The sequence below is a fragment of the Acinetobacter albensis genome (assembly GCF_900095025.1).
GTDB lineage: Bacteria > Pseudomonadota > Gammaproteobacteria > Pseudomonadales > Moraxellaceae > Acinetobacter > Acinetobacter albensis.
In genome coordinates, this window is record NZ_FMBK01000010.1 from 1 (window position 1) to 13,870 (window position 13,870).

The 13,870-nt window shown below is 39.1% G+C and carries 13 protein-coding genes; 9 read left to right on the forward strand and 4 right to left on the reverse strand.

Features of this window, described 5'->3' with window-relative positions; all coding sequences use genetic code 11:
- Positions 1–152: 152 nt before the first annotated feature.
- Positions 153–410 carry a sulfurtransferase TusA gene (gene tusA, locus GA0116959_RS09300; protein ID WP_092720479.1) on the reverse strand — a complete coding sequence of 86 codons (258 nt, stop codon included), beginning with the start codon at positions 408–410 and terminating at the stop codon, positions 153–155.
- 197 nt (positions 411–607) lie between these two features.
- On the opposite strand from tusA, the gene GA0116959_RS09305 reads away from it, so the two are divergent.
- The gene (locus tag GA0116959_RS09305; protein ID WP_053578895.1) at positions 608–1,447 is read left to right on the forward strand and encodes a CorC family transporter; all 840 of its coding nucleotides are present in this window, start codon (positions 608–610) and stop codon (positions 1,445–1,447) included.
- Positions 1,444–3,003: an apolipoprotein N-acyltransferase gene (gene lnt / locus GA0116959_RS09310; protein ID WP_092720480.1), complete on the forward strand. Its 1,560-nt coding sequence runs from the start codon at positions 1,444–1,446 to the stop codon at positions 3,001–3,003. The genes GA0116959_RS09305 and lnt overlap by 4 nt, the downstream gene beginning before the upstream one ends.
- A gap of 89 nt (positions 3,004–3,092) precedes the next feature.
- On the opposite strand, the gene GA0116959_RS09315 is transcribed toward lnt, so the two are convergent.
- From GA0116959_RS09315 to gspF, 3 genes are all read right to left on the reverse strand, one after another.
- Positions 3,093–3,428: a hypothetical protein gene (locus GA0116959_RS09315; protein WP_092720481.1), complete on the reverse strand. Its 336-nt coding sequence runs from the start codon at positions 3,426–3,428 to the stop codon at positions 3,093–3,095.
- A 277-nt stretch (positions 3,429–3,705) separates the two neighbouring features.
- The gene (gene gspG, locus GA0116959_RS09320; protein WP_053578898.1) at positions 3,706–4,143 is read right to left on the reverse strand and encodes a type II secretion system major pseudopilin GspG; all 438 of its coding nucleotides are present in this window, start codon (positions 4,141–4,143) and stop codon (positions 3,706–3,708) included.
- 39 nt (positions 4,144–4,182) lie between these two features.
- Positions 4,183–5,388 (reverse strand): type II secretion system inner membrane protein GspF, encoded by a 1,206-nt coding sequence (gspF, locus tag GA0116959_RS09325; RefSeq protein ID WP_092720483.1) that lies wholly within the window; start codon positions 5,386–5,388, stop codon positions 4,183–4,185.
- Positions 5,389–5,539: 151 nt separating this feature from the next.
- On the opposite strand from gspF, the gene GA0116959_RS09330 reads away from it, so the two are divergent.
- From GA0116959_RS09330 to GA0116959_RS09360, 7 genes are all read left to right on the forward strand, one after another.
- The gene (locus GA0116959_RS09330; protein ID WP_092720485.1) at positions 5,540–7,762 is read left to right on the forward strand and encodes a primosomal protein N'; all 2,223 of its coding nucleotides are present in this window, start codon (positions 5,540–5,542) and stop codon (positions 7,760–7,762) included.
- 59 nt (positions 7,763–7,821) lie between these two features.
- Positions 7,822–9,660, forward strand: a complete 1,839-nt coding sequence (locus tag GA0116959_RS09335; protein WP_092720487.1) for a monovalent cation:proton antiporter-2 (CPA2) family protein — start codon at positions 7,822–7,824, stop codon at positions 9,658–9,660.
- 50 nt (positions 9,661–9,710) lie between these two features.
- Complete coding sequence (gene hslO, locus GA0116959_RS09340; protein WP_092720489.1) at positions 9,711–10,586, forward strand: Hsp33 family molecular chaperone HslO; 876 nt, start codon at positions 9,711–9,713, stop codon at positions 10,584–10,586.
- 446 nt (positions 10,587–11,032) lie between these two features.
- Positions 11,033–11,977, forward strand: a complete 945-nt coding sequence (locus GA0116959_RS09345) for a sensor domain-containing diguanylate cyclase (RefSeq protein ID WP_092720490.1) — start codon at positions 11,033–11,035, stop codon at positions 11,975–11,977.
- A 214-nt stretch (positions 11,978–12,191) separates the two neighbouring features.
- Entirely contained in the window at positions 12,192–13,160 is a 969-nt protein-coding gene (locus GA0116959_RS09350) for a DnaJ C-terminal domain-containing protein (RefSeq protein ID WP_092720492.1), read from the forward strand.
- An 11-nt stretch (positions 13,161–13,171) separates the two neighbouring features.
- Positions 13,172–13,510, forward strand: a complete 339-nt coding sequence (locus tag GA0116959_RS09355; protein ID WP_053578905.1) for a chaperone modulator CbpM — start codon at positions 13,172–13,174, stop codon at positions 13,508–13,510.
- An 85-nt stretch (positions 13,511–13,595) separates the two neighbouring features.
- On the forward strand, positions 13,596–13,862 hold the full coding sequence (locus tag GA0116959_RS09360) for an HP1242/YdcH family protein (RefSeq protein ID WP_053578906.1): 267 nt from the start codon (positions 13,596–13,598) through the stop codon (positions 13,860–13,862).
- Positions 13,863–13,870: the final 8 nt, after the last annotated feature.

Sequence of the window (13,870 nt, forward strand, 5' to 3'; positions counted from 1 at the left end):
GCGACAGCGGAAAACGCTGTTTCCCCTGTCTTATCTTTCGAATGAGGAATATATTCCGCAAGTTCTCATATCCGAAGATGTAATTAGCCATAAAAAATCCCCTTAAGAGGGGGTTTTTTATGGGTATCTCAAAAAGAATGAAATAGTCTAAACTAGCCTTTTTGCACCAAATAATGAAACTCTTTGTTGCCTACTTCATCGAATACTTCTTCTTGTAATAATAATTCATGACCTAAATGCATACAAAATTTTGGAATATCCCATGAAGTTGAATTGTCTGTTGCAAAGACTTCAACCACATCGCCCGATTTTGACTTACGAATCGCTTGATGCAACATCATTACAGGTTCAGGGCAACGCAATCCCCGTGTATTGATTTGTAGCGTAGGTATAACAAGCGGTTCAGACATGTTTAAACTCGGTATTAAAAATCGCAACTATTTTAACATAAACTCATTTAGCATCTTTTACAAAAAAAGACTGTAATATGAAATTAAACCATGACTACGACATTCATCCGTTTGCATTATTTTATAGATAGACATCTATATTTTCTCGGGTATGATAAAATTTATTTTTTTGCTCTTCAGCCTCTTTAGGAAAAATCATGCACGAGGAATCAGGCCCGTCGTGGGGCATGCGCGGCTTACGTAAATGGTTAAGCACCGCACCCGAAACTCGCGACGAACTGCTAAAATTAGTACAAGATTCACGTCGTTTTTTAGAACCCGATACTGTTGCAATGTTAGAAGGTGTACTTGACCTTCCCGCAACTAAAATTCGTGAGGTCATGACCCCAAGAACGTCGATGATTAGCTTACAAGAAGATGATCAGTTATTGGATATTTTGCATGTATTGGTCGAATCTGCACATTCACGTTTCCCCGTTTTTTCATCTGATCAACCCGATAATGTAGTCGGTATTTTACTGGCAAAAGATTTGCTGCCTTTTTTGACAGAACAAAGCAATAAAGTAGATGTTCGTGCTTTAATGCGACAACCATTATTTGTTCCTGAAAGTGCACGTTCTGACCAAGTGCTGCGTATGCTCAAAAACACTCAAACCCATATTGCGGTGGTGATTGATGAGTATGGCACAACCTCTGGCGTAGTCACTTTAGAAGATATTTTAGAAGAAATTGTCGGTGAAATTGAAGATGAGCATGACACTGTAGATGAAGAAGCTCAATTCATTATTCCTGATCATGATCCTGAAACAGCCAATACTTGGCTTGTTCAGGCACTTACACCAATTGAACACTTTAATAATATTTTAGATGCTGAATTTTCTGATGATGAAGTAGAAACTGTGGGCGGCTTATTGCTTCAAGAAATGGGCTTGGTGAGCGATTTACAGGGTCAGATTATTGAGCTTGAAAATTGGCAATTTACCATTTTAGAAGCAGATGCACGTACTATTCATCTGATTCGAGCTGTCCGTAAATGAGAACTTACTTTCATAAGCTGTTAAATTCATCTCAAACACAAAAGCAGCTTCCTTTTATTTATCCTTTTTTAATTTCACTATTTTCAGGTGCTATTTTTAGTTTTGCTTTGGCGCCTTATTATTACTGGTGGCTAGCACTGCTGTCTCCAGCTCTACTGTATGCCTCATTACGTCAACGTTCTGCACGACAAGCCTTTGGAATAGGCTGGGCCTATGGCTTTGGTTTATGGTTTGTGGGTGCATTTTGGTTATATACCTCTATACACGTCTATGGCGATACCAGTGCATTTTTAAGCGTTCTGATGATTGCATTCATGGCCTTGCTCATGGGTCTGTTCACTGCTTTACAAACGTGGATCTATCGTCGCTTTTTCCCAGAAACACCCCTCACTTTTGCACCGCTTTGGGTGTTTTTTGAATGGATTAAAACTTGGGTATTTACTGGATTTCCGTGGTTATTTGCAGGTTATGCTTTTACTGAACGCTTCTTAGACAATTATGCCCCGCTCTTTGGAATTTTTGGCGTTTCGTTTGCGGTCATTTTACTGGCCTGTGCATTAGTTGAAATTCTCAATAAACGTCTATTTTGGATTGTGCCTTCAGTCCTTATCTTGTTAGGTGCTTGGGGTGCTTCATTTCTTAACTTTGTACAAGAAAAAGATGAAAAGCCACTTTCTGTTTCTCTTATTCAAGGCAATATTCCGCAAGATTTAAAATGGCTAACCGAATACCAAGTTAAAACTTTACTGATTTATGCCAATTTAAGTCGAACAGAATGGGGACGTGACCTCATTGTCTGGCCAGAATCCTCTATTCCAATGTTCCAAACTGATATTCAACCTTTTTTAGATGCCATGAATGTACAGGCCGAAAAATCTGGAACAGCATGGGTTACAGGTATTCCATATTGGGATTTGAAAGAATCAGATATCGAGCAACATCCGATGTACTACAACAGCATCATGGCTTCGGGTGATGAATCGAGTGGTCTGTATAAAAAACAGCGTTTGGTGCCTTTCGGTGAATACATTCCATTATCTGGATGGCTTAGCTGGGTACTTCCTGCACTACAAAATGACCCTTCAATGAGCGGTTTTTCACGTGGTGCAAACCATCAGCCACCTTTAAATGTTAAAAACCATCCTTTGGGTGCGGCCATTTGTTATGAGGTCGCTTATCCAAATCTGACCCGTCGTAACGCCAGCCAAAGCGATTATTTGGTCACAGTATCCAATGATGCGTGGTTTACGGGTACAGCAGGTCCTTGGCAGCATTTACAAATGGTACAAATGCGTGCTAAAGAAAATGGACGTTGGTTCATTCGTGCCACAAATACGGGTGTGACTGCTTTTATTGATCATCATGGCCATATTGTGAAACAAGCACCAATCGATCAAGCAACTGTTTTACGTGGTGAACTGCCAGCTATGCAAGGTAAAACCCTGTATATGCGTCTAAGTGATTGGCCAGTTTTGGGGTTTTCTTTGTTATTGTTAATTCTGGGTTGGATCTATCGCCCACGTAAAGTAGATGTATCCTTTAAATCACGACGCTAATCATTGCTTTCAACTGCTTTAAAAGCAATTAAAAAACCGAGATCAATATCTCGGTTTTTTAATTTAATAAACTTAAAACATTCTTCTTTTTAAAGCTGAGTGACCAAATAAGACAGCATGCTCGCCAAAAAGAGCATTGGAATATAGCCATACATTTTGACCACAACATGCTCTAGCGCTGAAATCTGTGGTTGTTTTAATTTTAAAACTGTTGCTTGCAATGCCGACCAGAAGCACAAAACTGACATCGCACTAAATACACTCAGTGCAAAAAAGCCCACCATAATTTGGCTACTGCCTTCTGTCGCATTCCAGAGGGTTAAAATACCCTGAGCCATCGGCAATAAGCTCAAAATTAAAAGAATAGATTTGAGCATTGCCCAATGAAATTGATTAATTTCATCCGATAATATTAATGCTTTCATTCCATCCTCCAAAGGCTTTTTTTGCCACTAAGAACATTATGCAAGCTTTTTAATAAATAAAAAGTCTATTTATCTTCATAAAGAATCAATATTGTAACTATCAAATATGGGAATAATTCTTATTATAACTCTCAAACCTCTACTATTATATCATTATTCTAAAATTCATAAACTTAACCCCTATTTTAGAATTAAGATTTATTATCACTTCACTTAGTATTGAGGTAAAAATAAAGTGAAGTGATAAGACTTATTTAAAAGACATGATGATTTTAAATTACGGTTGATAATAAATATCGGCATTATTTCCTTCACCGCCTTCTTGACCATCAGCACCAAAAGAATATAAATCGAATGCACGACCTTCAGCACCCGGAATTACATATTGAACATCATTATCCCAACTGTCTTTTGGATAACCACCTTTTACATATCCACCTGGCAACCAATTTTTTGCAGAAGCAGGCTGATTCACTAAAGCATCTAAACCGCCATCTTGCATCGAAGGATATCGACCATTATCAAGTTTGTATTGATCTAAAGCACCTGCAATCCCTTTTAGAGTAATGGATGAGGTATCAACTTTTGCTTTCTCGCCACGACCCATAACATTTGGCACAATCAGGGCAGCCAGAACACCTAAAATGACAATCACCACCATCACTTCAATGAGGGTAAATCCTGATTGCTTCGCTTGATATTTTTTAGCTTGCATATAACTCTCTCGCAAAAATCTTTATCTTTATAAAATGGGTTAAATCATATTATTCATATTCACAATTGGCAGCATGACCGCAATCACAATCACTAAAACAATACTGGCCATCACCACCAACATAATCGGTTCAAGTAAAGCCAATAACGTTGAAATAAGGGTCGTAACTTCTCGATCCTGCATGGTTGAAGCCCGTTCTAGCATTCGGTCTAGCTCTCCAGACGTTTCACCACTTTTGATCATTTGTACCATCATCGGTGGGAAATAACCACTGCGCTCCAATTGCGTCGCCAAATTGCCACCTTCAGTGACTTTTTCTGCGGCTAAATTGACTGAATCACGAATCACCCAATTGTTGCTGACTGCTGCACCAATTTTAAGTGCGTCCACCAAAGGTACGCCAGATTTAGTCAAAATAGACAAGGTACTGGCAAAACGTGCAGCATTTATACCACGTGATAATTTACCAAATAATGGCAGTTTGAGTGTTAAACGATCAAATGCATAATGCCCAGCCGAGGTTCTTAAAAAGCGAAGCAAAACAATAGAACCGACCACACTGACGACCAATAAAAATGGCCATGCCACCCGTATAAAATCACTGGCTTTCATTAAAGCCACGGTAATCCAAGGCAGTGCATCTTTATTTTGATCAAATGTTTTGACAATGTCAGGCACGACATAGGTCATCAGACCCATTACAATCGCAAAGGACATCAGCATCAGAATAATTGGATAAATCATGGCGCCTTGCACTTTCTTTTGCATGGTAAAGCGGTTTTCGGTGTAATCTGCCAATTGGTCTAAAATTAAATCCAGATGTCCCGAACGCTCACCTGCGGCAATGGTCGCAATATACAAATCAGGTAGACGCCCAGATTGCTGCAAGGCATGCGCCAATGAATGCCCTTCCATCACTTTGGAACGAACTGACATCAATAAATTTTGCACATGGGCTTTTTCGTTTTGCTTGCCTACGGCACGAAGTGCCTCTTCCAATGGAATAGATGCTGCCACCAAAACTGAGAGTTGACGCGTAAATAAGGCCAAATCATAAGCAGTCACTTTCTTTTGAAACCACGCTTGCGATCGGTGTTTATCTTTTTGTTCAACAGGATCAACCGTGACAGGAATGAGTTCTTTGTCTCTGAGCTGCTGACGGATTTGACGGGCTGAATCGCCTTCTAAAACGCCTTTTTGCTGCTTCCCTGAAGCATCAATGGCAGTAAATTGATATGCAGGCATTGTAATGCTCTAATTTTCCAAAATTTGCTTCAGCGCTGTTGCGTCTGACCACTAAAATCATTCATATTCTGAGATATAAATGATTGCTCACTCTAACATAACTCTCTCGATAGCACGACGGAATTTGATCAGGACTATTTAAGCTTTATCTATGCCAAATTCAACCTCGACTTTATCCAGTATTTATCGCATTCGTGTCGCAGTGCCAGTACCTGTCTATGACTGCTTTGACTACATGCTAAGCGCAGAACAATATCAGCAGGCAGAAGTAGGTGCACGTGTTGCTGTCTCATTTGGACGTCAAAATCTGGTCGGCATTATTGTTGAAAAATTAAGCAATGACACTCCTATCGACCCACGCTTTAAACTTAAAGCGATTAGCGAATTGCTGGATGAACAGGCTATTTTAGATGCAAAAATTTTAAGTTTATTAACGTGGTCAGCACAATATTATCAATTCCCGATAGGTGAAGTTTTTCAAAGTGCCTTACCTGCTTTTTTACGTCAGGGTAAACCGTATAATTTATTGGCACGCATCTGGAAGGTTTTGGACTTAAATGCTGAAGCCAAAGTAACACGTTCAGAAAAACAACAAAATGCCTATAAAATTCTGAAATTACACCCATCAGGCACCACAGAGAATATTTTAAATTTAGCAGGTATTGAAACTGCCACGCTGAAAGCTTTAGAAAAAAAAATCATTATTGAATGTGTCTTGGAAAATCAAGATTTTCGGCCCCAGTCCGTGACATTGGCTCAAATGCCATTGACCCCCAATCAAGATCAAAAGAAAGCCATTCAACACATTCTAAAAGCACAAAATAAATATCAGGCTTTTTTACTGGATGGCTTAACTGGCAGTGGTAAAACCGAAGTCTATTTACAAGTCATGCAAGAAGTTCTGAAACAAGGCAAACAGGTTTTGGTTTTAGTGCCCGAAATTGGACTGACCCCACAAACCATTAGCCGTTTTCAGTCGCGCTTCCATGGCCATATTGTACTGTTACATTCAGGACTGAATGATTCAAAACGTTTACAAGCTTGGCAGTCAGCACAGACAGGCAAAGCTTCCATTATTTTGGGAACACGTTCAGCTATTTATACCCCATTGCCTAATTTGGGATTAATTATTTTAGATGAAGAGCATGATCTATCTTTTAAACAACAAGAGGGTTTTCGCTATCATGCGCGCGATGTAGCAATGTATCGTGCACACTTACACAGTTGCCCCATTATTTTAGGTTCAGCCACACCGAGTATTGAAAGTTATGCGCTGGTCAGTTCGGGCAAAATGACCAACTTAGAATTGAATCAGCGCGCAGGTGTTGCGCTCATGCCAAAAATTCATTTAATTGATTTGAAAATTGCGCAAAAACAAAACGGCATGAGTCAAACCTTAATTGATGAAATTCAAAAACGTTTAGATAAAAAAGAACAAGTCTTGGTGTTTTTAAATCGACGGGGTTATGCACCTGTGTTGATTTGTGAGAGTTGTGCATGGCAAGCCAAATGCCCACATTGCGATGCTAATTTTACGGTACACCGTCAACCTTACCAGCATTTACATTGTCATCATTGTGGCAGTATTCATCGTATGCCAGAGCATTGCCCACAATGTAAGCATACTGAGCTCAAATCAATTGGCATGGGAACAGCCAAGGTTGAAGAACACTTACAACAGTTATTTCCAAAATTTGATGTCATTCGCGTAGATCGTGACTCCACCAGCCGGATTGGAAGTTGGCAAAAAATTTATGACAAAATTCAAAAAAGTGAACCCATTATTTTACTGGGAACTCAAATGCTGGCCAAAGGGCATCATTTTCCATACGTGACTTTGGTGGCGATTCTGGATATTGATTCAGGTTTACTCAGTGTCGATTTTCGTGCCACCGAACGTACAGCACAACTGATTATACAAGTAGCAGGTCGTGCAGGACGTGGGGAACATAAAGGTGAAGTCTATTTACAGACCTTAAGACCAGATCATCCATTACTGAATACTTTAATTCACAAAGATTACCGTCATTTTGCTCACCAAACTTTAAAAGAACGGCAAGCTGCACTTTTACCGCCTTTTCGATATGCGGTCCTCATTCGTTGCGAGTCTAAAAGTCAGGAACAAAATCAAGAATTTTTACAACAACACGCTCAAGTGTTAAAACATGGTTCTGAAAATCTAATTGATATTTGGGGGCCTATTCCAGCCCCGATGGAACGTAAAGCGGGTCGTTATCAGGCGCATATGGTGCTGTTATCCGTAGATCGTGCCCGATTACATTTTTATATTCGCGCTTGGTGGCAAAATATGTTGCATCAAAAGCCATCAACCATGAAACTGACCCTAGATATAGACCCTCAGGAATTGAGTTAAGTTCAACATTTGCTGAGTGAAATATTGTTTAAAATGAAAATAAATTTTAGGAAAGACTAATGTCGCTCTTATTGCAGATTACGCTTTTTCTTGGTGCATCCCTGATTTTGGTTCCTTTAGCCAAACGCTTTGGAATTGCGACGGTACTCGGCTATTTATTTACAGGTATTTTGCTGGGTCCTAGCGTCCTTAACATGGCCAATGACCCTGAAGCAATTCAAGAACTAGCTGAATTTGGCGTCATTTTATTGATGTTCATTATTGGCCTAGAGCTTCGTCCACAACGGTTGTGGGAAATGCGTAAATCCATTTTTTTAATGGGTAGTCTACAAGTGGGTATTACTGGAATAATTTTGGCTGTTGTAGCCTTTTTTGCATTACAACAAAGTCTTGCAGCCAGTTTTATTATTGGGACAGCACTCGCATTATCATCTACTGCATTTGTTTTACAGCTACTGTCAGAAAAACAACAATTGAATACCACCTTTGGACAGCAATCATTTTCTATTTTATTGTTCCAAGATATTGCTGCTATCCCGTTATTGGCCATTATTCCGTTATTGGCAGGCAGTGAATCAACACATCATGGCGTTGCTTATTTCGCAGCAATTATTGCGACCTTTAGTGGATTATTTTTATTTAGCCGTTACATGATGCGTCCCTTTTTCCGCTTCGTCGCCAAAAGTGGTGCACATGAACTCATCACAGCAGTGGGTTTATTTATTGTTTTGGGTGTAGTCGTCCTCATGGATGTGCTGGGAATTAGCACTACACTTGGTGCATTCCTAACAGGAGTATTGCTGGCGGATTCTGAATTTAGGCATGAACTTGAAGCCAGTATTGCACCATTTAAAGGTTTACTGCTGGGTCTATTTTTCATGACCGTAGGAATGACCACCCCATTGTCTTTATTGGTGGAGATGCCTTGGTTCATTTTAGGCGGCGCTGTGCTTTTAATGCTGGTTAAAAGTGTAACTCTGACCGCGGTTGCACGTTATTTAAAATATTCTTGGCGCAATAGTCTGCTGCTTGCGACTTGCTTGGCACAAGGAGGAGAGTTTGCGTTCGTGGTGTTTAAAGTCGCCACGAGTGAAAAAGTTCTGAGTCAGGCCATCGTAGAACCGTTAACGCTCATGGTGACCCTTTCCATGGTGCTCACTCCAATGTTGTATTGGCTCATCAATCGATGGGTTATTCCACTGATCGATCAAGAAAAATCACCGATCTATGATGAAATTCCGAATATACATCATGCAATGATTATTGCTGGATTTGGCCGTTTTGGACAAATCATTGCACGTATTGCACATTTGCAACATCAATCCTTTACCGCAATTGACAGTAATCTAGAAAAAGTTGATTTTGTACGAAATTATGGCGGTACTTTATATTATGGTGACGCAACCCAACCCGATATTTTACGCGCTGCCGGTATTGAACACGCCAAAGTATTTGTTTTAGCCATTGATGATATTGAAGACTCCATGAATGTGGCACGACATATTCGTTTAAATTATCCAGATTTAAAAATTTTAGTCCGTGCACGCGATCGTCATCATGTCCACTTACTACGTGACTTAGGTGTCGAACATATTTGGCGCGAAACATATTTGTCTTCACTGGATATGGCTTATCGTGCTTTGCGTGAATTAGGTGTTAGTGAAGCAGATGCATTTAAAAGTCTGGAGTTGTTCCGCGATTACGACGAAAAGCTCTTGGCCCAACAGCAACGCGTCTATACAGATGAACAAAAGATGTACGAAACGCACCGAAATGCACTCGCAGAACTTGAGCATTTATTTGAAAGTGATGCTCATATTCGTGAACAAACCAGCAGCGCACATTTACGTCATCCCTTACATCAACGCACCGATGTTTCACCTGATGAAATTAACTAGCTTGTGTTTTATCATATAGACACCATTAACACGGGCTATTGGAGAAATTTATGTCTGAATTACGTCAACGCTTTTATATTGAAAATTGTCCAGTGCGTGGTGAAGTGGTACATATTGAAAATGTGCTACAAACGATTCTCGCTCAGCGTGACTACCCTCAAGCCATCCAGATTTTATTAGGTGAGATGCTTACTGCAACTGCCTTGCTTGCCAGCACACTGAAAATTAAAGGTCGTATTAGCCTACAAATTCAAGCAGCAGGTACATTCAAATGGGCGATGGCAGAATGTAATCATTTAGGTGAATTACGTGCATCGGCAGACTATGAAGAAGACCCTCGTTTCTTTCAGGCTGAAAATAGCAGCACCGTATTAAAATCTTTGGTTAATCCAGTACTCTTTATCAATATCGAACCTGAATTTGGCGAACGTTATCAAGGTATTGTTGCACTTGAGCAAGACTCTTTAGCAGGTTGTCTAATGCAATATTATGATTTATCTGCACAAATTCCGACCAAAATTGTTTTAGCCAGTAGCGCAGAACGTGCAGGTGGTTTACTGATTCAATTATTACCTCGAAATAGTGAAGAAGAACAGCAACGCGTAGATGAAGATCTTTGGCCACGCTTAACCCTGTTGACAGAAACTTTAAAACCACAAGAGCTGACTGATCTAACGGCAACCGAAATTCTCTACCGCTTATACAACGAAGAAGATGTACGTTTACCTGAAGTGGAACAATTAAAATTTGGTTGTACCTGCTCTAAAGAACGCTGTGCCACTGCGCTTGAGCAAATTGGCATAGATGCTGTACGTGAAACACTGGAATTTCAAAATCCAATTACGATGGATTGCCAATTCTGTAGTACGCGCTATAGTTTTACTGCTGAAGAAGCTTTAGGTTTATTTGGTAAACACTTAAGTTAGTCCAATCATTCCACTCAAAAAGTGATTTTAGCCATCACTTTTTGAGTAAGTTGCTGCAATTAAAATCCATCTTTTAAACAATCCTATTGCATCACCCAAGGATTAAAAATATAAGCTCATACCCTGTTATAACTTAAATAATGACCGCTATATAAAACTCATTTCAATTTTGCTTGGTCTATTTTTTATCATGAGTGATGAAATAAATTGAATAATTATTAAACCAAAGTATAGCGCTAAAAATCTAATTTAATGATAAAATTAATGCATCAAGTATATGTAACGCTATGTATTTTTTTGATTTTATTCGAATGATGTTCTGTGACTAAATTGTTTATTCCCATCGCCTTTCTATATGAAATTGGTTTTAATATTCTCAAACATTTTTTATTTATTTGATCTATAAAAATAAATTTTTATAGATCAGCACCAAAGGTCTGGATTGGATGAACAATAGTAATTTTAAAGGGTTTCAAGATGCTGGGGAAGCCATTTTAAAATTCCTCTATCAGCGCTTTGGGTTTAATTTATGGATGATTACGCGCGTAGAAGGTAACGACTGGATTGTATTACAAAGTGAAGATCATGGTTATGATGTAAAGCCAGGACAAGTATTCAGCTGGGCAGATTCCTTTTGTTCACATATGGTCACCGGTAAAGCGCCTAAAATAGCCCCGCGTTCAGAAGATATACCCTTATATGCCAGTGCTCCGATTAACCAACAAGTCAGCATTAAATCTTATATTGGGCAGCCTTTAATTAAGGAAGATGGCAGTTTATTTGGAACCTTGTGTGCAATTGACCCTCAACCCAAATCTGAAGAAATTACCCAAGATCTTGAAATGATCGAATTGTTTGGTAATTTACTCAGCCATATTCTTCAAGCTGAATTGCGTGAAAATGAAAAAATACGTCAATGTGAACGCTTAGAAGCTGAGGCTTTAAGTGATGCTTTGACCGGATTGTATAATCGTAGAGCATGGGAAAAACTACTGTATGCCGAAGAAAAGCGCTGTCAACGCTATGGGCATGCTGCCGCAGTTTTCTTTATTGACTTAAATAATCTTAAACAAGTGAATGATCAGCAAGGACATGTTGCAGGAGATGCATTAATTCAACACACGGCCTCTCTACTGCGCCAGACTGCACGTAAAAACGATGTTGTGGCCCGTCTAGGTGGCGATGAATTTGTTATTTTAAGTATTGAAACTGATGAGGTCGGCGCAAAAACACTGTTAAAGCGGGTAATGCATGGATTTGAACAAGCCGATATTAGTGCTGCAATCGGTTTTGCGATGCGTCATCCCAGTCAAGGGCTGACAAATGCCGCTCAAGAAGCAGATAAAAAAATGTTTGAACATAAACGTGCTATGAAAGCTGAATCCTCTTAAATTGGGTAGAGTTAGAATTAGAGATAAAGAACTCATTCAGATTTATATTAATACTGAAATTCCTCTCTTTATAGATAATTAAAAAATCAGACGATGCCATTTTGAAGTAACACCCTGTTATGATTTGAAACAATAAGGTACAGATCTACACTATTGCATTTTGATGAAAAGCATAATAATGATTAAAATATAATCAATGACGGCTTTTTAATTTATGCCTAAAAATCATTATGAAACCTTAGGTATCCCCCGTGATGCCACGCCTGATCAAATTAAAAAAGCCTATCGTAAATTGGCACGAAAATATCATCCTGATGTCAGTAAAGAAGCCAATGCTGAAGAACAGATGCAAGCCATTAATGTAGCATATGACACTTTAAGTCATGCTGAGAAAAAGAACGAATACGATTTTCAACTTGATCATCCTGAAGCATTTTCGCAAACAGGCGGGTCTAAAAGTGGTGCAGGCAGTTATGATGATGCACAATTTTATCGTCAAGGTGGTCATCAGCAGTCGTCTGACTTTAGTGGTTTTGAGGACTTATTTGGACGCTTTGGTTCAGGCTTTGGAGGAGGAAATTACCAATATCAAAATCAGCAAAGACAACAACAACGCAGTTATGCGGGTGAAGATCAACATGCCAGTATCGAAGTCGATATACAGGTTGCTTATGAAGGTGCTACACAGCAAATTACTTTACAAATTCCATCCTTAAATGCTTATGGCGAACCTGAAGTCCAACGTAAAACTTTACAAGTTAAAATTCCAAAAGGTATGAAAGAAGGTCAGCACATTCGTTTGTCAGGGCAAGGACAATTGGGTGTAAATGGTGGGAAAAATGGTGATCTTTACATTGAAATTCATTATAAAAATACAGAACAGATGCGAGTCGAAGGTGCCGATATTTATGCCACTATCACTGTGACACCTTGGGAAGCAGCACTCGGACAAAGCATTGAAATCCTCACCCCTGCAGGAAAAAAAGTTCAGGTAAATTTACCTAAAAACAGCAAGACTGGCCAACAATTACGATTAAAAGACCAAGGGATACCAAATAAAACATCAGGACACCTCTTCCTTGTGTTAAATATTGTCTATCCAACAGTGCAAAATGAACATGACCAGCAGGCTTACCAAGCTTTCGCAGAAGCTTTTTCAGCATTTAAGCCGCGCAATGCTTAAGGAGAAGAATCATGACCACTATTCGTTATCGTGAAATTATCAGTGATGGATTTAATCATGCCGAAATTGTCGATGAGCATCACATTTTTGACTTAAAGCATTTTGCTGATGCTTGTGGCCAAAGTCCTGAATGGATTTTGCAACTTCTTGAATATGATATTTTAAATACCCGTCCTGAAGAACGGATTCATCAATTTTTTGGCGATGATGTATCGCGTGCACGCCGCGCCTATCGTTTACAACGTGACTTCGATGCCAGCTTTTCTGCTGTCGCCATGATGCTTGATTTAATTGATGAAGTTCAACAATTGCGTAAACAAGTCAGACATTCAAATTTTAAAGATGCGTAATGAAGTCGCTTAAACCCACTGTACGGTTTTAAATGAGCCGTACAGGTTATTTTTATTATTCAACCAGTGAGAATAATCTAGGCCTATGAAAACTAAAGAATGTAATAAAAAGATAAAAAAAATGTTTCCTGAACATCAGGAACTCATACAGAAACTTCGACATGATGATCCACATTTTGCCAAAATCTTTGAACATCATGAAGAGCTCGATAAAGAGATTACCCAGCTTGAGCTGAATCCCGTCAATTTAATTAATGATGACATAGAATTGCTGAAGCGTAAAAAGCTAAAAATGAAAGATGAAATTTATAAAATATTGACACAGACCACTCAGTCGAGTCCTCTTTCTTAAAAGTGATC